This is a genomic window from Streptomyces sp. NPDC018019, assembly GCF_044327805.1.
Classification (GTDB): domain Bacteria; phylum Actinomycetota; class Actinomycetes; order Streptomycetales; family Streptomycetaceae; genus Streptomyces.
The window spans coordinates 191,166-210,015 of record NZ_JBIRGD010000008.1 but is presented as its reverse complement, the minus strand read 5'-3'; the positions used below and the strand labels follow the sequence as shown (position 1 = coordinate 210,015).

Genomic DNA, 18,850 nt, shown 5'->3' with positions numbered 1-18,850 from the left:
GGGGGGCCGGGCCCGAGGACCCGCCGCATGCCCCGCCCCGTCACCCCTGCCGTCGCCACGGCCCCCTGATCGCCAGCATGATCCCCGGTTCCTGGATGTTGGCGAACAGGGTGCGGCCGTCGGGTGAGAAGACCGGGCCGGTGAATTCGCTGTACTCGGGCTTCTCGGGGGTGCCGGTGTCGAGGTCGTTGCGGGCGATCGGGTACATACGGCCATCGTCCGTGGCCCCGAACAGGTGCTGAACGCCCGCGCCGTCCTCGGCGATGATCAGGCCGCCGTACGGGGAGACGGTGATGTTGTCGGGTCCGTCGAAGGCGCCGTCCTCGGCGGGGGCGGGGTTGACGCCGAGCAGCACCTTCAGGGTCAGGGTGCGGCGGCGCGGGTCGTAGAACCAGACCTGGCCGTCGTGGCGGACCGGGCTCTCCTCACGGGCGTACGAGGCGACGATGTACGCGCCGCCGTCCGCCCACCACATGCCCTCCAGCTTGCGGGCGCGGGTGACCAGCCCGTCGGCGAACTGCTTGCGTACGGGGGTGCGGCGGGCGTCGCGGTCGGGCACCTCGATCCAGTCGACGCCGTACACCGTGCCGGTCCTCGTCGCGCGCGAGAGGTCGTCGACGAACCGGCCGCCCGAGTCGTAGCAGCGGGGCGCGGCCAGCACGCCCGCGTCGTCGGCCAGCCTGCGCAGCCGTCCGCGGCCGTGCCGGAAGCCGTGCGGCGGGGTCCAGCGGTAGAAGAGGCCGTTGGGGCGGTCGGCGTCCTCGGTGAGGGAGAGGTGGCCGCGTCGGGGATCGACGACGACCGCTTCGTGGGCGTAGCGGCCCAGGGCCTTGATGGGCCGGGGGTCGCGGGCGGCGCGAGGGTCGTGGGGATCGACCTCGAAGACGTAGCCGTGGTCCTTGGTCATGCCGTTCTGGCCGGCCTTGTCCTCGGTTTCCTCGCAGGTCAGCCAGGTGCCCCAGGGGGTGCGTCCGCCCGCGCAGTTGGTCGAGGTGCCGGCGATGCCGACCCGTTCGGCGACGTGCGAGCCGTCCCGGGAGATCTCCACTACGGTGCAGCCGCCGGCCGCCGCCGGGTCGTAGACCAGGCCCTCGGCGAGCGGTACCGGGTGCGGCCACTTGGCGCGCGGCCCCTTCAGCTCGTGGTTGTTGACGAGCAGGGTGGTGCCGCGCGGGCCCTCGAAGGCGGCGGTGCCGTCGTGGTTCGAGGGGGTGGGCTCGCCGCTCTCCAGTCTGGTGACACCGGCCCGGGTAATGATCTTGTATGTGAATCCGGCGGGCAGGGCGAGGACGCCCGCCGGGTCGTCGAGCAGCGGCCCGTACCCGGGCGCGCGCCCTCGTGCGCCGGCGGCCGGTGCGGGCGCGTCCGCTTCCGGGACCTCCTGCCCGATGGCGCCGGGCGCGGTGGCCAGGACGCCCACGCTGCCGGTCAGCGCGACGCCGGCACCGGCGACGGCGGAGCGCTTGGCGAAGTCTCTGCGGGTGAGCGGCATGTCATCTCCTGGACGGCCGGTTCCGGTGGGTGTCCTGTCCGTGCGCCGCACACCCTTGCGCGCCGCGGCGAACACCGGTTGAACCCCGCACCACACCGCGATGTCGGAAAGCGTTTCCTCCCGACCCGGAAAACCATGGTAAACAAGGTCATCAGCGGCATCTGCGCAGCAAGCGCAAGATTTATCGCGTACCTCCTTGACCGCCGACCGGCCCGGCAATAGACAGTCCCTACCTGCATCACCCGTAGGGAGGGCGGCGCACCCGCGGCTGCACGGAGTTGCCCGGGGAGCGGTCCGTGCCGGGTTCCCGTCCTCCCCTGAGAGCCCGCCGCCGTACCCGGCCCGGGCTCGTGAAGCGAACGCGGTCCCGCCCCGCAGCCGTAGCCGCCCGTGCGCAGGAGTCCGCACGCGTACCACCGACACACGGCTGAGAGCCGCGCGGGACGCCCACCCGGGGAAGAGGTGGTCTGGTGTGAACCAGCCCGAGATGATGCGCGGTCCCACCGGAGGTCAGGTCAGCGACACCTCCCGCCAACAGGCACTGTCCGACTTCATGCACCCGCAGAACCCGACCGCGAACGTCGTCGGCTTCGGCCACGGCGTGAAGTGGACCAACGGTGAGCCCACCGGGGAGGAAGCCGTCCTGGTCTTCGTCACGCAGAAGGTCCCGGAGTCGATGCTGCCCGAGCGGGACGTGATCCCGCGCGAGATGGACGACGGCACCCCGACCGACGTCCTGGCCGTCGGCCACATCTCCGCCCAGCCGCAGCAGCAGCGCGTACCGGGCGGGCAGCAGGGCCGGTCGCTCGCCGAGGAGCAGGGCAGCCGCATGGGCAACGGCGGCCGGATGGGCTCGCTCGCCCAGCCGCTGCTCGAAGAGCTGAGCCGGCTCGGCAGCGCCCTGGAGCCACAGCTGCTCAAGCGCCGGATGCGCCCCTGCCCGGCCGGCTTCTCCGTCGGCAACGTGCAGGTCACCGCCGGCACGCTGGGCAGCGTGGTGTACGACTTCCTGCCCGGCGCCGCGACCAACCCGCCGGCGCCCGGCCTCGGCGTACCGGGCACGTTCTACATCCTGAGCAACAACCACGTCCTGGCGGACTCCAACCGGGCGCCGCTGGGCAGCGCCGTACTGCAGCCGGGCAAGTTCGACGGCGGTACGGACCCCGCGGACCGGATCGGGACGCTGGACCGCTTCATCTCGATCCAGTTCGCCCCGCAGATCCCGCTGACGCAGCACAACAACGTGGTGGACGCGGCGCTGGCGAAGATCGAGTTCGAGGACGCCACCCGGCAGCAGTACTTCAGCGGCGCGCCGCGCGCGTGGCGCCGCAAGTCGGCGGTGGCGGTGGGCGACCTGGTCAAGAAGACCGGCCGGACCACCAACATCAGCTTCGGGCGGATCGTCTCCACCGACGCCACGGTCGACGTCAACTACGGCACGGCCGGCACGGCGCGCTTCAAGGACCAGATCATGACCACGAACATCTCGGCGGGCGGCGACTCCGGTTCGCTGGTCACCTCGCTCGACGACGTCGCGGTCGGTCTGCTCTTCGCGGGCTCGTCGACGGTCACCGTCGTCAACCACATCGAGACCGTCCGCACGCTGCTGCGCGTCGAGGTCGCCGAGCAGCTGGCCTGACCCACCGCCGAGTCCGAGGGAGAGTCATGACAAGCGCAGCGCACAAGAGGAAGGGGACGGGCCGCGAGCAGCAGTTCGTCAACGCCCAGGGCTCCGAGGTCAAGACCCGTGACGAAGCGTTCGCCCTGCAGCGCGACGTCTCGGCCGAGGCCCTCCAGGTCACCCAGAAGATGGCGCTCCACAACCAGGGGCTCACCTTCGACATGGAGATCAACTACAACCCGAACACCAACGTCATCACGGGCGGCCGGATCACCACCGGCATCTGCGGCGCCCCGTGGGACATCACCGGCGGCTCGATCGGCAGCTCGCTGCGGATCGACGCCAAGCGGCCGGGCAGCGGCGGCAACTGCGCCGCGACGGTCACCATCATCGGCCAGTTCCAGGTACCGCTGTCCTACCGCGGCACCTACGGCTTCAACGGGCAGTCCACCTCGTTCAACCACACGACGCAGCTCGTGTGCTGACGGCGCGCCGCCGCCGGAGGACGCCGGCGGGCGGCGGGAGCACCGGAGTGCCCCGGCCGCCCGCCGGTCACGGCCGCCCGGGCGAGCCGGAGGCTCAACTCCCCTGACGCGAGCGCGCCTTGAAGGCGGCCTTACGGGCCTCCTTGGCGGTCTTCTTGTCCGGGTGGAGGCGGCCCATGGCCTCCAGTACGTCGGCGGTCGCCGGGTGGTCCACCCGCCAGGCCGCCTCGAAGAAGCCGCTGTGCTGGCCGACCAGGCCCTCGACCAGGGCACGCAGCTCGGCAGCGCTCTCCTCGACGGCGTCGGCCGCGCCGAGCTGCGCCGCGATGGTGTCCACCGTCAGCCAGAAGATCATGTCCTGGGACGGCTCGGGGACGTCCGTGGCGCCGTGCTCGGCGAGCCACACCCGGGCCAGGCCGCCCAGCTGCTTGTCGTCCAGCACCTCGCGCAGCGCGGGCTCGGCCTCCGGCCCGGCCAGCGACAGCGTCTGCTGGCAGGCCAGCCGGCGCAGCGGCCCGTTCTCGTCGTCGCCGTGGGCGGCGGCGAGCAGGTCGCGGGCCGCGTCCAGGGGCTTGCGGGCCGCGAGCCACTGCTCGGACTCGGCCTGCGCCAGCGGCTCCGGGTAGCCGGGCAGGGCGTCCAGCAGCACGTCGGCGCCCTTGTCGGTGAGGTCGCCGACGGCCGGGGCGTCCACGCCCGCGTCCAGCATCCGGGCCCGTACGGCGTAGACGCCCAGCGGGGTGAGGCGGACCATCCCGTACCGGGAGACGTCCTCGTCCTCCAGCGGCTCCGGGACCCGGGTGGTCGCGCCGTCCTCGTCCAGCTCCTCGATGAGCGCCTCGTCCACCGGCTGGTACGCGACCAGGCCGATCGGCTCCAGGACCCGGAACTGGTCGTCGAGCCGCATCATCGCCTCCGACACCTCTTCGAGGATGTCGTCGGTCGGCTCGTCCATGTCGTCCGGCACGATCATGGAGGCGGCGAGGGCGGGCAGCGGCACGGCCTGCTCGGGGTCCTCGTTCAGCGCGGTGAGCAGGTAGAGGTTGCCGAGGATGCCGTCCAGCAGCTCGGCCTCCTCCTCCGGGTTCCAGTCGATCGCGTCCAGATCCAGCTCGCCGCCCTCGGCGAGCTGGTCGGCGATGTCGGAGAGGTCGGGCGCCACCGCGTCGGCGAGCACGGTCTCCATGCCGCCGAGCCAGATGTCCAGGATGTCCTGCGGGCTGCCGGAGGTCAGCAGCGGCAGTTCCTCGCCGGGGGCGGCGGTGCCGGCCGCGGCGTCGTCGGGCAGCGTGTCGCCCTCCCCGTCGGCCTCCGCGGTCTCCTCGATCTCCACCAGGCCGGTGTCGACCGCCAGCCGCCAGGCCTCGGCGGCGTACCCGGCGCCGTCCTCGTCCGCGCTCAGGCCGAGGTGGTCGACGGCGGCGGCCAGCTGCTCCTGGAGGAGTTCGCCGCCGACGCCGACGGGGACGCCGGGCTCGGCCCAGCGGGCCAGCTGCGCGGCCCGGGCGAACAGCGGCGCGCTCAGCGCGTCCCGCGCCAGCTCCGCGTCGGAGTGCAGCCGCACCGGCGGCAGGGTGGGGCGGTCTGCGGACATCTCGGGTTCAGCTCCTCGTGCGGACTACGGCTCGTGCGAAGCCCCAGCGTAGACGGAATTCCGTGCATCTCGGGCGGTTCACCTTGGCTTCCGCGCCCGTACACCCGGCGAACCTTGACAACTGCCGCGAGCGCACAAGAGATTGACGCGCGTAGAGACGGCCGGACCGTTTCCGCTCCGCCGCTTCTCCGTCTTCTCGCGCTCCTTTCCGTTCCCCCTCGCCCGCCTTCCGGAGGCCCGCCGTGTCCGCGCAGATACCGCCGCACGATCCGACCCGTACGCCCCGCCGCCGCGCCCTGCGCAGGTCCGCGACGCTGCCCGCGGTGGTCGCCGCCGCGCTGACCGGCGGGCTGCTCGCGGTCCCGCAGTCCGCGTCGGCCGCGGCCCTGCGCATCCACGACGTCCAGGGCACGACCCGCCTGTCGCCGCTCGCGGGCAAGCAGGTCGCCGACGTGCCCGGTACGGTCACGGCGGTACGGGCCTTCGGCTCGGCCCGCGGCTTCTGGGTGCAGGACCCGCGGCCGGACCGCGACCCGGCCACCAGCGAGGCGGTCTTCGTCTTCACCGGCAAGCAGACGCCGGAGGTCGCCGTCGGTGACTCCGTACGGGTCTCCGGCACGGTCAGCGAGTACTACCCGGGCGGCGAGCGGGCCGGGCTCCAGTCCGTCACCGAGATCACCGGCGCCACCTGGACCGTCGCCTCCTCCGGCAACCCGCTCCCGGCCGCCTTCCCGCTCAACCCCTCGACCGTGCCGGACCGTTACGCCCCGTCCGCGGGCGGCAAGAGCATCGAGGGCCTGCCGCTGCGCCCCCGCTCGTACGCCCTGGACCGCTACGAGTCGCTGGAGGGCATGCGGGTCTCGCTCGCGAACGCGTCCGTCGTCGGGCCGACGAACACCCACCACGAGCTGTGGGCGACCGCCGAGCCCCGGCACAACCGCACCGTGCGCGGCGGCGCGCTCTACGGCTCGTACCAGGACCCCAACCCGGGCCGCATCAAGATCACCTCGCTGATCCCGTTCGCGCAGCGGCCCTTCCCGGTCGCCGACACCGGCGACCTGCTGTCCGGCACCACCGCGGGCCCGCTGGACTACGACGACTTCGGCGGGTACGGGATCGCCGCCACCGAGCTGGGCACGCTCACCGACCGCGGTCCGGCCCGGGAGACCACGCGCCGGCAGCGCGCCGACGAGCTGGCGGTGGCCACGTACAACGTCGAGAATCTCTCCCCCAGGACGCCGCCCGCCAAGTTCGCGCGGCTGGCCGAGGCGCTGGTGAAGAACCTCGCGTCGCCGGACATCGTGGCGCTGGAGGAGGTGCAGGACGACAACGGGACCACGGACGACGGAACCGTTTCCGCGGACGCCACCCTCAAGCGGCTCACCGACGCGGTGCGGGCGGCCGGCGGCCCGTCCTACGCCTGGCGGCAGATCGACCCGGTGAACAACCAGGACGGCGGCCAGCCCGGCGGCAACATCCGGACCGCGTTCCTGTACAACCCCGACCGGGTCTCCTTCACCGATGTCGCCGGGGGCGACGCCACCACCCCCGTCAAGGTGACCGGCCCGGCCGGCAAGCCCCGCCTGTCCGCCTCGCCGGGCCGTATCGACCCCGGCAACGCGGCCTGGGCGAACAGCCGCAAGCCGCTCGTCGGCCAGTTCTGCTTCCGGGGCCGCCCGGTCTTCGTCGTCGCCAACCACTTCAACTCCAAGGGCGGCGACCAGGGCCTCGACAGCCGCTTCCAGCCCCCGGCCCGCACCTCGGAGACCCAGCGGATCCAGCAGGCCGAGGCGGTGCGCGGCTTCGTCGAGGACATCCTCGCCGTGGACCCGAAGGCCGACGTGGTGGTGGCCGGCGACCTCAACGACTACCAGTTCTCGCCCGCGCTCAAGGCCCTGACCAGGAACGGAGTCCTCACCGACCTGGTCGGCCGGCTGCCGCACGGTGAGCGCTACGGCTACGTCCACCAGGGCAACTCCCAGGTGCTGGACCACATGCTCACCAGCCGCCACCTGCGCCGCGTGGACTACGACATCGTCCACATCAACGCCGAGTACGCCGACCAGTCGAGCGACCACGACCCGCAGATCCTCCGTCTGAAGCGGTAGCAGTTCTTAAGCTTCCTGCCAGCACATCTAAGTAGACCTGAAGTCGGCGGTGGGGACAGACTCCGCTCCATGACCACACCGAGCAGCGCCGCGTCGCCGCCGCCCTTCGGCCGTACCGCCGTCGCCATGATCACTCCGTTCCGTGCCGACGGCGCGCCGGACCTCGACGGCGCCCAGCGGCTGGCCGTCCATCTGGTCGAGGAGGGCTGCGACGGCATCATCCTCAGCGGCACCACCGGCGAGTCATCGACCACCACCGACACCGAGAAGGAGGCCCTGCTGCGGGCCGTCGTCGAAGCCGTCGGCGACCGGGCGCGGATCACCGCCGGGGTCGGCACCGGCGACACCCGGCACGGCGTCGGCCTGGCCCGTACCGCCGAGCGGGCGGGCGCCCACGGCCTGCTCGTACTCCCCCCGCCCTATTCGCGCCCGGGCCAGGAGGCCGCCGCGCACCACCTGCGCACGGTCGCGGACGCCACCGGCCTGCCCGTGATGCTCTACGACATCCCCGGGCGCACGGGCACCGCGCTGGCCGCCGGCACCCTGCTGCGCCTCGCGGAACACCCGCGCGTCAGGGGCGTCAAAGATTGCGCGTACGACCTGATGAAGACGGCGAAGGTGCTGGCCGCGACCGGTCTCGCGTACTACGCGGGGTGCGACGAGCAGATCCTGCCGCTGCGGGCCGCCGGGGCCGCGGGCTGCGTCAGCACCGTCGCCAACGCCGCGCCGTGGGAGATACGGGCGGTCCTCGACGCCTACGACGCGGGTGATCCGGCCGCAGCCACCCGCCGCCACCTGGCCCTGGTCCCGCTCATCGAGGCCATGATGGACACCGAGCACCCCGGCGCGGTCACCGCGAAGGCGCTGCTGAACGCGCTCGGTCTGCCCGCGGGCCCGGTCCGCGCGCCACTGCTGGCGGCGGGGCCGGAAGTCACCACCGGGCTGCTGGCGGCCCTGAAGGCAGCCCGGCAGTAGTCCCGCCCGCTTCTTGAGTACCCTCCGCCACTTCGGCTTCCTGGTCTCCCTCGTCCTCCTGGGTCAGGTCCCGGACGAGCAGCGTCGCGCCGGCCACCGCGCCGGGCATCAGGAACACGGCCACGAACGGGACGAGGAACAGCAGCACCAACGGCGTACCGAACCCGACGGCGAGCCCCTTGCGGCCCCGCAGCATCCGCAGCCGCTCCCGTACGGGGATGCCGCGCCGCTGCATCGCCACCGAGGTCAGCTCCACCGTGAGGAAGAAGCCGGAGACGCAGAAGCCGATCGCGGGCACCACCGTCTGCCCGACCACCGGCAGGAAACCCAGCACGAAGAAGAGCACACCGAAAGCGGCGGCGCGCACCAGGACGTGCACACTGTCCTTGAGCGAGATCCACAGCTCCCGCCACAGCGGCAGGTCCGGCCCGGACGGGCCACCGCCCTCGGACTCCTCGACCCGCTCGGACAGCGCCTCGTAGAAGGGGTCGCCGATCAGCAGCGTCACGGCGGTGAAGGTCAGCACGGACAGCAGCAGCCCGCCCGCGAAGAGCAGCGCGACGAACAGTCCGCGCAGCATCCCCTGCCAGGGCGAACCCCAGCCGTCGGCGAAGGGCGTCGCCCAGGCCGCGAGGTCACCCGCGAAAAAGGCCAGTGCGACCAGCGCCCCCGCGTACAGCACGAGCGCGATGAGGGCGGGAATCATCCCGAACCCCCACCACCGGCCGTGCCGGGCAACCCAGCGCTGCCCCTTCCCCAGGTACCCCGTTCCCGCCACAAGATCGCGCATGCCGGTCAGCGTAGCTGGCCGGTGGCAGGCGTCCGTCCCCATGCGGTACGGATACGGTTACGAAACGTCGCCCTGCGTCCGCGAACGCGCACGACACCCCGCCCTGCTCCAGCCCACCCCGGCCCGCCCCGGCCGCGCCCTCCGCGTGCTCCACGTCCTCCGCGAGCTCCACATTCTCCGCGACGCCGACAGCGAGCGCTTTGCCCAGCCTCATGACGCCTCACGGTACGGCCGGTCCGTTGGCCACCGTCCCGCCGTGGTGGCCCATCCGGCCCCCGCCGGGCACCGGCCGATACCGGCCACAGCGTCCGCCGCACACGACCGCGGCCCGGCGGGAGGGGATCCCCGCCGGGCCGCGGTGCGTGCCGGGTGCGGCGCCGGTGCCGGATGCGGCACCAGAGCTCAGTTGTGGCTGTGCAGAACGTCGTTCAGGCCGCCCCAGTTCGCCTTGTTCGGGCGGGCCTCTACGGCGCCGGTGGTGGAGTTGCGGCGGAAGAGGATGTTGTCGGCGCCCGAGAGTTCGGCGGCCTTGACGATCTGGCCGTCGGGCATGGTGACACGGGTGCCCGCGGTCACGTACAGGCCGGCCTCGACCACGCACTCGTCGCCCAGCGCGATGCCGATGCCGGACTCGGCGCCGAGCAGGCAGCGCTCGCCGATCGAGATGATCTGCTTGCCGCCGCCGGACAGGGTGCCCATGGTGGAGGCGCCGCCGCCGATGTCCGAACCGTCGCCGATGATGACACCCGCGGAGATGCGGCCCTCGACCATCGAGGTGCCGAGCGTGCCGGCGTTGAAGTTGACGAAGCCCTCGTGCATCACGGTGGTGCCGGCGGCGAGGTGGGCGCCCAGGCGCACCCGGTCCGCGTCGGCGATCCGCACGCCCGCCGGCATGACGTAGTCCGTCATCCGCGGGAACTTGTCCACGCTGGTGACCTGGAGGTGCAGGCCCTCGGCGCGGGCGTTCAGGCGCGCGGTCTCCAGCTGGTCGACGGCCACCGGGCCCAGCGAGGTCCAGGCGACGTTCGCCAGCAGGCCGAACATGCCCTCCAGGCTCTGCCCGTGCGGCTTGACCAGCCGGTGGCTGAGCAGGTGCAGACGCAGGTACACGTCGTGCGCGTCCAGCGGCTTGTCGTCGAGCGAGGAGATGACCGTACGGACGGCCACGACCTCGACACCACGGCGCGGGTCGGGACCGACCGCCTTCGGCGCGGCCTCGCCGAGCAGCTCCGCGGCGCGCTCGGCGGTCAGCCGCTCGGTCCCGGCCGGGCCGGGGGCGGCCACCAGTTCCGGCGCGGGGAACCAGGTGTCGAGGACGGTGCCGTCGGAGGCGACAGTGGCGAGCCCGGCGGCGACGGCGCCGGTGGTACGGGAGGTAGCAGCATCGGTCATGTCGAAAACCTAACCGGACGGGGCCCGCCGAGGCGAACCGGTCCCGGGGGACGGGACGCGGAGGGGCCGAGGTCGGGCCGGGTCGCCGGATGCCGGGCCGGGCTCCGCTGGGTCGCGGGGTGCGTGCCCCGGACGGGGGCGTGGGGCGCGGGCCCCGGACCGGGTCGCGGGATGCAGGGTCCGGCCCCCGAACCGGATTGCGGGATGCGGGGCCCGGACCCCGGACCGGATTGCGGAACCCGGACCCGGGGCCCGATGACAAAACCCGGCCGCGAGCTTCGAGCGGACCGGCTTCCCGGAGGACGGGACGGCCAGGGCGCACCAGCGGCCGGACGGGTCAGCCCAGTACCCGCGCCACCGCGTCCCGCGTCTCCGCCCGGTCGAACTTCCGCCCGGTCAGCAGATGTTGCAGCATCAGCCCGTCGATCAGCCCCACCAGCGCCCGCGCGATCCCCGGGTCGCCGGTCCGCCGTTGCAGCAGTTCGGCCATCGTGTCGAGGCACTCGGCCGCGAGCGGCCGTACCGCCTCGTGGCGCAGCGCCGCGAGGTACAGCTCGTACTCCAGCTCCACCTGTGCCCGGTCCCCGGCCAGCGATTCCTCGACCAGCCGGGTCAGCTCGTCGGCGAGCGGGGCCGCGGGGTCCACGCCGCGCGCCCACGCCTCGATCCCGGCCAGCCACTCCCCGTTGACCTGCCGCAACGCCGCCATCAGCAGATCGTCCAGCGAGGCGAAGTGGTACGTGGTCGAGCCGAGCGGCACGTCCGCCTCGGCGGCCACCGCCCGGTGGCTGAGCCCGGCGATCCCCCGTTCGCCCACCACCCGGATCGCCGCCTCGACGATCCGCTGCCGCCGGTCGGGGTCGTAGCGGCGCGGCATCAGTGCGCTCCGCCCAGATTCAGTACGACGACGCCGGCGATCACCAGCAGCACCCCGATGATCCGCGCCGCGGTCGCCGCCTCGCCCAGGAACACCATGCCGATCGCCGCGACGACGGCCGTCCCGGCCCCGGACCAGATCGCGTACGCCGTACCGACGTCCATGGTCTTCAGCGTCTTCGCGAGCAGCAGGAACGCGACGACGTACCCCAGCCCGGTGCCCAGCGAGGGCCAGAGCTTGCTGAAGCCGTCGCTGTACTTCATCGCGGTCGTCGCGAGGATCTCGGAGAGGATCGCCCCGGCAAGCGTCACGTACACCATACGTACGAGCGTACACAACGATGCGTACGGCCGTACATAAAGCGGAGGACCGCGATCCGCCCCGCCGCCTCAGTCCAGCAACGACTTCTTGGGCGTGAGCACGCAGAACTCGTTCCCCTCCGGGTCCGCCAGCACCGCCCACGACACGTCGTCCCCCTGCCCCACGTCCGCCCGGCGCGCGCCGAGCCCGGTGATCCGCGCGACCTCGGCCGCCTGGTCGTCCGGGGTGAGGTCGATGTGCAGCCGGTTCTTGCCGGCCTTCGCCTCAGGAACCGCCAGGAAGACGATGCCGGGCAGGGCGTTCTCGCCGGCGGCGATGATCACCTCTTCCGGGTCCTCGTAGACGATGCGCCAGTCCAGGACGCGGGCCCAGAAGGTGGCGAGCCCCTTCGGATCGTGCGCGTCCACGGCGAGCTGGTACAGCGAAACGGCCATGCCCGCCAGTGTGCCTGGCGGGCATGGCCGTGTCAGGGGGTCGGTCAGACGTTGAACCCGAGCGCCCGCAGCTGCTCGCGGCCGTCGTCGGTGATCTTGTCCGGGCCCCACGGGGGCATCCAGACCCAGTTGATCTTCAGCTCGTTGACGATGCCGTCCGTGGCGGACTTCGCCTGGTCCTCGATGACGTCGGTCAGCGGGCAGGCCGCCGAGGTGAGCGTCATGTCGATGGTGGCGATGTTGGCGTCGTCGACGTGGATGCCGTAGATCAGGCCCAGGTTGACGACGTCGATGCCCAGCTCGGGGTCGACGACGTCGTACAGGGCCTCGCGGACCTCTTCCTCCGAGGCCGGCTTCGTGGTCACTGCGTTGTCGGTCATGCGGTCTTCGCCTCCTCGGACAGGGCCTTGGCCGTGGCGTCCTTCCAGGCCATCCAGCTCAGCAGCGCGCACTTGACGCGCGCCGGGTACTTCGAGACGCCGGCGAACGCCACCGCGTCCTCCAGCACCTCCTCCATCGCGTCGTCCGGCTCCAGCTGGCCGCGGGACTGCATCAGCTCCAGGAAGGTCTCCTGGATCTTCTGCGCCTCGCCCAGCTCCTTGCCGACCAGCAGGTCGTTGAGCACGGACGCGCTGGCCTGGCTGATGGAGCAGCCCTGGCCCTCGTACGACACGTCTTCCACGGTCGCACCGTTGAGCCGTACGCGCAGGGTGATCTCGTCACCGCAGGTCGGGTTGACGTGGTGCACCTCGGCGTCGCCGTCCCGAAGACCGCGCCCATGGGGGTGCTTGTAGTGGTCCAGGATGACGTCCTGGTACATCGAATCCAGCTTCACGGCTCAGTCAGTCCTCGTCCTCATCCGAAGAAGTTGCGGACGTGCTCCAGCCCCTCGACGAGGGCATCGACCTCGGCCGGAGTGGAGTACAGGTAGAAAGACGCTCGCGTGGTCGCGGGAATTCCGTAGCGCAGGCAGACCGGCCGCGCGCAGTGGTGGCCGACCCGGACCGCGATGCCCTGCTCGTCCAGCACCTGGCCCACGTCGTGCGGGTGGATGTCACCGAGCGTGAAGGAGATCGTCGCACCGCGGTCCTCGGCCGTGGCGGGGCCGATGATGCGCAGGTCGGGGACCTCCAGCAGCCGCTTGACGGCGTACTCGGTCATCGCGTGCTCGTGCGCGGCGATGTTCTCCATGCCGATCGAGGTGAGGTAGTCCACGGCCGCGCCGAGGCCGACGGCCTGCGCGATCGGGGGCGTACCGGCCTCGAACTTGTGGGGCGCGGGGGCGTAGGTGGAGGAGTGCATCGAGACGGTCTCGATCATCTCGCCGCCGCCGAGGAACGGCGGGAGGTCCTCCAGCAGTTCCTGGCGGCCCCACAGGACGCCGATGCCGGTCGGGCCGCACATCTTGTGGCCGGTGAAGGCCACGAAGTCCGCCTGGAGCGCCTGTACGTCCAGCGGCATGTGCGGGGCGGCCTGCGAGGCGTCGATGCAGACCAGCGCGCCGACCTCCTGGGCGCGGCGGATGATCGCCTCGACCGGGTTGACGGTGCCCATCAGGTTGGAGACCAGGGTGAACGAGACGATCTTCGTGCGGTCGGTGATGACCTCGTCGATCGTCTCCAGGTCGAGCCGGCCGTCGTCGGTCAGCCCAAACCACTTCAGCTTCGCGCCGGTGCGCTGCGACAGCAGCTGCCACGGGACGATGTTGGAGTGGTGCTCCATCTCGGTGATGACGATCTCGGTGTCGTGGTCGACCCGGTACGGCTCGTCCGCCCAGCCGAGCATGTTCGCCACCAGGTTGAGCGACTCGGAGGCGTTCTTGGTGAAGATCACCTCGTCGCGGCTCGGCGCGTTGATGAAGGCGGCGACCTTGTCGCGCGCACCCTCGTACAGCGCCGTGGCCTCCTCGGCGAGCACGTGCACACCGCGGTGGACGTTGGCGTTGTAGCGCTCGTAGTACCCGTTCAGCGCGTCGAGCACCTGGCGGGGCTTCTGGGAGGTGGCCGCGTTGTCCAGATACACGACCTTCTTCCCGTCGTGGATCCGGCGGTCCAGGATGGGGAAGTCCTTGCGGATCGCCTCTGTGTCGAGGAGGCCCGGCAGCTTTGTCACGCGGTTGCGCCACCCTTCACGTACGCCTCGTAGCCCTCGGCCTCCAGCTTGTCCGCCAGCTCCGGGCCGCCGGACTCGGCGATCCGGCCGTTGGCGAAGACATGCACGTGGTCGGGCTTGATGTACCGGAGGATCCGGGTGTAGTGGGTGATCAGCAGGGTGCCCACGTCACCGGACTCGCGGACGCGGTTGACGCCCTCGGAGACGATCCGCAGCGCGTCGACGTCCAGGCCGGAGTCGGTCTCGTCGAGGATCGCGATCTTCGGCTTGAGCAGCTCCAGCTGGAGGATCTCGTGGCGCTTCTTCTCACCGCCGGAGAAGCCCTCGTTGACGTTGCGCTCGGCGAAGGCCGGGTCCATGTTGAGGCGCTCCATGGCCTCCTTGACCTCCTTGACCCACGTACGCAGCTTGGGGGCCTCGCCGCGGATGGCGGTGGCCGAGGTACGCAGGAAGTTGGAGACCGAGACGCCGGGCACCTCGACCGGGTACTGCATGGCGAGGAAGACGCCGGCGCGGGCGCGCTCGTCGACGGACATCTCCAGGACGTCCTCGCCGTCGAGGGTGACGGTGCCGCCGGTGATCGTGTACTTGGGGTGACCCGCCAGCGAGTAGGCGAGGGTGGACTTGCCGGAGCCGTTGGGGCCCATGATGGCGTGCGTCTCGCCCTGCTTCACGGTCAGGTCGACGCCCTTCAGGATCTCGCGCGGGCCGCCTTCGGCCTCGACGGAGACGTGCAGGTCGTGGATCTCAAGCGTTGCCATGGGGACTCAGGACTCCTGGGTGACGGAGACGAGCACGGAAGCGTCCGCGCCCTCTCCTTCGATCTTTACGGGGTATACGGGGACGGGCTGCGTCGCGGGGAGGCCGGACGGCTTGCCGGTGCGCAGGTCGAAGCTGGAGCCGTGCAGCCAGCACTCGATCGCACAGTCGTCCACCTCGCCCTCGGACAGCGAGACGTTCGCGTGCGAGCAGATGTCGTTGATCGCGAACACCTCGCCCTCGGTACGGACGAGGGAGACGGGCACGCCGTCGATCTCGACCCGCTTGGGGCTGTCCTCCGCCAGCTCGGACAGCCCGCAGACGCGTACAAAGGCCGGGCTCATGCCACGGACGCTTCCAGCTCGGCCTCGATCTTGGCGATCAGGCGCTCCTCCACGTCCGGCAGACCGATCTGCTGGACGAGTTCGGCGAAGAAGCCGCGGACGACCAGGCGGCGGGCCTCGTCGGCCGGGATGCCGCGGGCCATCAGGTAGAACAGCTGCTCGTCGTCGAAGCGGCCGGTGGCGCTCGCGTGGCCGGCGCCGACGATCTCGCCGGTCTCGATCTCCAGGTTGGGCACCGAGTCCACCCGGGCGCCGTCGGTCAGCACCAGGTTGCGGTTGAGCTCGTAGGTGTCCGTGCCGGTGGCGGCGGCGCGGATCAGCACGTCGCCGATCCAGACCGCGTGCGCGTCCTGGCCCTGGAGGGCGCCCTTGTAGACGACGTTGGAGCGGCAGTTCTGCGCCTCGTGGTCGACGAAGAGGCGGTGCTCCTGGTGCTGGCCGTTGTCGGTGAAGTACAGGCCGTAGAACTCGGCCTCGCCGCCGGGGCCCGCGTACGTCACGCGCGGGTGCAGCCGGACCAGGTCGCCGCCGAAGGTGACGACCACGGACTTGAAGCCGGCGTCCCGGCCGACCAGCGCGTTGTGCTGGCCGACGTGGACGGCGGTGTCGTCCCAGTCCTGCACCGAGACGACGGTCAGCTTGGCGCCGTCGCCGATGAGGTAGTCGACGTTGGCGGCGAGCGTGGCGTCGCCGGTGTGGTCGATCACGACGACGGCCTCGGCGAACGCGCCCAGCTCGATGACCTGGTGGCCGAAGGCGGTACCGCCCTCGCCGTGCACGGCGATGCGGATCGGCTCGGTGAGCACCGTCTCCTTGGGCACCGTGACGACCGACGCCTTCTCGAAGGAGCTGTACGCCTGGGCGGCGACCCGGTCGACGGGCTTGCCGGCCTTGCCGACGCGCGGGTCGTCGCGCTCGACCAGTTCGTGGGTGACGCCCTCGGGCGCCGTGATGTCCACCTTCAGGTCGGCGCCGGAGGCGACGGCGGTGCCGTCGTGCAGGCCCTTCAGGCGCGCGAGGGGGGTGAAGCGCCACTCCTCCTCGCGGCCGTGCGGCACCGGGAAGTCCGCCACGTCGTAGGACGGCGGGGCGCTCATCCGGGTGGCGACGGTGGACTCGGCGGCCACCGCGATCGAACCCGTGGTCGTGGAACCAGCCGGGATTGTCTGAGCCTCAGCCATGGCTGTCGTCGTGCTCTCTTCCTCGTTGAGAATCAGTCGCTGCTCGCTGCGGCCGTCAGCCGACCGCGCCTTCCATCTGCAGCTCGATCAGCCGGTTCAGCTCCAGCGCGTACTCCATGGGCAGCTCGCGGGCGATCGGCTCGACGAAGCCGCGCACGATCATCGCCATCGCCTCGTCCTCGGACAGGCCGCGCGCCATCAGGTAGAAGAGCTGGTCGTCGCTGACCTTGGAGACGGTCGCCTCGTGGCCCATGGTCACGTCGTCCTCGCGGACGTCCACGTACGGGTAGGTGTCCGAGCGGGAGACGGTGTCCACGAGCAGGGCGTCGCACAGCACGTTGGACTTCGAGCCCTCCGCGCCCTCGCCGATCTCGATCAGACCGCGGTAGGAGGTGCGGCCACCGCCGCGCGCCACCGACTTCGAGACGATGTTGGACGAGGTGTGCGGGGCCATGTGGACCATCTTGGCGCCCGCGTCCTGGTGCTGGCCCTCGCCCGCGAAGGCGATGGACAGGGTCTCGCCCTTGGCGTGCTCGCCCATCAGGTAGACGGCCGGGTACTTCATCGTCACCTTGGAGCCGATGTTGCCGTCGACCCACTCCATGGTCGCGCCCTCGTAGGCGACGGCGCGCTTGGTGACCAGGTTGTAGACGTTGTTCGACCAGTTCTGGATCGTCGTGTAGCGGCAGCGGCCGCCCTTCTTCACGATGATCTCGACGACCGCGGAGTGCAGCGAGTCGGACTTGTAGATCGGGGCGGTGCAGCCCTCGACGTAGTGGACGTAGGCGTCCTCGTCGACGATGATCAGCGTCCGCTCGAACTGACCCATGTTCTCGGTGTTGATGCGGAAGTACGCCTGGAGCGGGATGTCCACGTGCACGCCCTTGGGGACGTAGATGAACGAGCCGCCCGACCAGACCGCGGTGTTCAGCGAGGCGAACTTGTTGTCGCCGGCCGGGATCACCGTGCCGAAGTACTCCTTGAACAGCTCCGGGTGCTCCTTGAGCGCCGTGTCGGTGTCCAGGAAGATGACGCCCTGCTGCTCCAGGTCCTCGCGGATCTGGTGGTAGACGACCTCGGACTCGTACTGCGCCGCGACACCGGCGACCAGCCGCTGCTTCTCCGCCTCGGGGATGCCCAGCTTGTCGTAGGTGTTCTTGATGTCCTCGGGCAGGTCCTCCCAGGAGGCGGCCTGCTGCTCCGTGGAGCGCACGAAGTACTTGATGTTGTCGAAGTCGATGCCCGACAGGTCCGAGCCCCAGTTCGGCATGGGCTTCTTGCCGAAGAGCTTGAGGCCCTTGAGGCGGAGCTTGAGCATCCACTCCGGCTCGTTCTTCTTCGCCGAGATGTCGCGGACGACATCCTCGGACAGGCCGCGCTTGGCAGAGGCGCCGGCCACGTCGGAGTCGGCCCAGCCGTACTCGTACGTGCCCAGGCCCTCGAGCTCGGGGTGAGCAGTCTCCGTGGGGAGAGTCATGCGGGGTTCCTCCCGGCCGTGCTTGCAGAAGCTGTGGTGGTCTTGGTGGTGCGGTGGGCGGTCTTGCCGGCGGCCTCGCGGCCCTTCGGGACGAAGGTCGTGCAGACACCGTCACCGTGGGCGATGGTGGCAAGACGTTGCACGTGGGTCCCCAGCAGGCGGGAGAAGACCTCGGTCTCCGCCTCGCACAGCTGCGGGAACTGCTCGGCGACGTGGGCGACCGGGCAGTGGTGCTGGCAGAGCTGCTCACCTAGCTGATGACTGGGCGCGCTGCGTGCCGTAGCAGCGTACCCGTCCGCGGTCAACGCCTCGGCAAGTGCCCGGGTGCGGGCTTCGGGGGGCGCGGCCTCGACGGCCCGGCGGTAGCCCTCGGCCAGCGAGGCGAAGCGGGCGCGGGCGAACGCCGCGACGGCGGCCTCGCCCAGCTCGCCGCCGCCCGCGCTCTCCGCGATCCAGCGCAGCGCGTCGGCCGCGAGCTGGTCGTAGGACTGGTCGAAGGCATCCCGGCCGCAGTCGGTGAGCGCGAAGACCTTGGCGGGGCGACCGCGGGTGCGCGCGCCGTAGACGCGCTTCTCGCGGGGCTCGACCACGTTCTCCGCGACGAGGGCGTCGAGGTGGCGGCGGACGGCCGCCTGGGTCAGCTCCAGCCGGAGGGCCAGCTCGGCCGCGGTGGACGGACCGTGGTCGAGGATGGAGCGCGCGACGCGGTTGCGCGTGCCCCGCTGTTCGTCGTGGGACGGCGCGGCGCCGGAGGCGGCGGAGCGCGCGGCCCGCGCGGGCGCGGGGCGGTCCGGTCCGCCGGCCGGACGGGCCGCGGTACCTTCCTGGTCCTCGCTCGCGTATTTCACAACGCCATTGTTGCGTAATTCCTCAGGCCGAGACAACCCT

The 18,850-nt window shown here is 71.4% G+C and carries 19 protein-coding genes; 4 read left to right on the top strand and 15 right to left on the bottom strand.

The genetic code is table 11. The annotated features are described in order from the left end of the window. Positions 1-40 precede the first annotated feature (40 nt). Entirely contained in the window at positions 41-1,492 is a 1,452-nt protein-coding gene (locus ACH4FX_RS16225; RefSeq protein WP_398479296.1) for an alkaline phosphatase PhoX, read from the bottom strand. Positions 1,493-1,964: 472 nt separating this feature from the next. On the opposite strand from ACH4FX_RS16225, the gene ACH4FX_RS16220 reads away from it, so the two are divergent. Together ACH4FX_RS16220 and ACH4FX_RS16215 are read left to right on the top strand one after the other, a co-directional pair. After that, the gene (locus tag ACH4FX_RS16220; protein WP_398479294.1) at positions 1,965-3,131 is read left to right on the top strand and encodes a hypothetical protein; all 1,167 of its coding nucleotides are present in this window, start codon (positions 1,965-1,967) and stop codon (positions 3,129-3,131) included. 26 nt (positions 3,132-3,157) lie between these two features. After that, positions 3,158-3,598: a hypothetical protein gene (locus ACH4FX_RS16215; RefSeq protein ID WP_398479292.1), complete on the top strand. Its 441-nt coding sequence runs from the start codon at positions 3,158-3,160 to the stop codon at positions 3,596-3,598. Between the two features lie 94 nt (positions 3,599-3,692). Here ACH4FX_RS16215 and ACH4FX_RS16210 read toward each other — a convergent pair whose 3' ends face one another. Next, entirely contained in the window at positions 3,693-5,192 is a 1,500-nt protein-coding gene (locus ACH4FX_RS16210; protein WP_398479290.1) for a hypothetical protein, read from the bottom strand. 242 nt (positions 5,193-5,434) lie between these two features. Between ACH4FX_RS16210 and ACH4FX_RS16205 the strand changes: the two genes are divergently transcribed. Both ACH4FX_RS16205 and dapA read left to right on the top strand, forming a co-directional pair. Next, positions 5,435-7,300: an endonuclease/exonuclease/phosphatase family protein gene (locus ACH4FX_RS16205; protein WP_398479288.1), complete on the top strand. Its 1,866-nt coding sequence runs from the start codon at positions 5,435-5,437 to the stop codon at positions 7,298-7,300. 69 nt (positions 7,301-7,369) lie between these two features. Then, positions 7,370-8,275 (top strand): 4-hydroxy-tetrahydrodipicolinate synthase, encoded by a 906-nt coding sequence (gene dapA / locus ACH4FX_RS16200; protein ID WP_398479286.1) that lies wholly within the window; start codon positions 7,370-7,372, stop codon positions 8,273-8,275. Here dapA and ACH4FX_RS16195 read toward each other — a convergent pair. The 13 genes from ACH4FX_RS16195 to ACH4FX_RS16135 all read right to left on the bottom strand — a co-directional run bounded on the left by ACH4FX_RS16195 (position 8,232) and on the right by ACH4FX_RS16135 (position 18,810). Then, positions 8,232-9,065 carry an EI24 domain-containing protein gene (locus ACH4FX_RS16195; RefSeq protein ID WP_398479284.1) on the bottom strand — a complete coding sequence of 278 codons (834 nt, stop codon included), beginning with the start codon at positions 9,063-9,065 and terminating at the stop codon, positions 8,232-8,234. The genes dapA and ACH4FX_RS16195 overlap by 44 nt on opposite strands. Positions 9,066-9,467: 402 nt before the next feature. Beyond that, positions 9,468-10,457, bottom strand: a complete 990-nt coding sequence (dapD, locus tag ACH4FX_RS16190; RefSeq protein WP_398479282.1) for a 2,3,4,5-tetrahydropyridine-2,6-dicarboxylate N-succinyltransferase — start codon at positions 10,455-10,457, stop codon at positions 9,468-9,470. Positions 10,458-10,794: 337 nt separating this feature from the next. After that, positions 10,795-11,334, bottom strand: coding sequence for a TetR/AcrR family transcriptional regulator (locus ACH4FX_RS16185; RefSeq protein ID WP_398479280.1), 540 nt, complete (start codon positions 11,332-11,334; stop codon positions 10,795-10,797). Then, on the bottom strand, positions 11,334-11,654 hold the full coding sequence (locus ACH4FX_RS16180) for a DMT family transporter (protein WP_398479278.1): 321 nt from the start codon (positions 11,652-11,654) through the stop codon (positions 11,334-11,336). The genes ACH4FX_RS16185 and ACH4FX_RS16180 overlap by 1 nt, the downstream gene beginning before the upstream one ends. 69 nt (positions 11,655-11,723) lie before the next feature. After that, positions 11,724-12,089 carry a VOC family protein gene (locus ACH4FX_RS16175; RefSeq protein ID WP_398479277.1) on the bottom strand — a complete coding sequence of 122 codons (366 nt, stop codon included), beginning with the start codon at positions 12,087-12,089 and terminating at the stop codon, positions 11,724-11,726. Positions 12,090-12,133: 44 nt separating this feature from the next. Next, positions 12,134-12,469, bottom strand: coding sequence for a metal-sulfur cluster assembly factor (locus ACH4FX_RS16170; RefSeq protein ID WP_030021265.1), 336 nt, complete (start codon positions 12,467-12,469; stop codon positions 12,134-12,136). Then, positions 12,466-12,924: a Fe-S cluster assembly sulfur transfer protein SufU gene (gene sufU, locus ACH4FX_RS16165; RefSeq protein WP_003983960.1), complete on the bottom strand. Its 459-nt coding sequence runs from the start codon at positions 12,922-12,924 to the stop codon at positions 12,466-12,468. The genes ACH4FX_RS16170 and sufU overlap by 4 nt, the downstream gene beginning before the upstream one ends. 20 nt (positions 12,925-12,944) lie before the next feature. After that, positions 12,945-14,201, bottom strand: a complete 1,257-nt coding sequence (locus tag ACH4FX_RS16160) for a cysteine desulfurase (protein ID WP_398479275.1) — start codon at positions 14,199-14,201, stop codon at positions 12,945-12,947. Further along, a complete protein-coding gene (sufC, locus tag ACH4FX_RS16155; RefSeq protein ID WP_398479273.1) occupies positions 14,198-14,962 on the bottom strand; it encodes a Fe-S cluster assembly ATPase SufC in 765 nt (254 codons plus the stop codon). The genes ACH4FX_RS16160 and sufC overlap by 4 nt, the downstream gene beginning before the upstream one ends. A gap of 6 nt (positions 14,963-14,968) precedes the next feature. Then, on the bottom strand, positions 14,969-15,304 hold the full coding sequence (locus ACH4FX_RS16150; protein WP_398479271.1) for a non-heme iron oxygenase ferredoxin subunit: 336 nt from the start codon (positions 15,302-15,304) through the stop codon (positions 14,969-14,971). Next, entirely contained in the window at positions 15,301-16,485 is a 1,185-nt protein-coding gene (sufD, locus tag ACH4FX_RS16145) for a Fe-S cluster assembly protein SufD (protein ID WP_398479269.1), read from the bottom strand. The genes ACH4FX_RS16150 and sufD overlap by 4 nt, the downstream gene beginning before the upstream one ends. Positions 16,486-16,540: 55 nt before the next feature. Continuing rightward, entirely contained in the window at positions 16,541-17,962 is a 1,422-nt protein-coding gene (sufB, locus tag ACH4FX_RS16140) for a Fe-S cluster assembly protein SufB (RefSeq protein ID WP_030670413.1), read from the bottom strand. Further along, the gene (locus ACH4FX_RS16135) at positions 17,959-18,810 is read right to left on the bottom strand and encodes a helix-turn-helix transcriptional regulator (protein ID WP_398479266.1); all 852 of its coding nucleotides are present in this window, start codon (positions 18,808-18,810) and stop codon (positions 17,959-17,961) included. The genes sufB and ACH4FX_RS16135 overlap by 4 nt, the downstream gene beginning before the upstream one ends. Positions 18,811-18,850 lie beyond the last annotated feature (40 nt).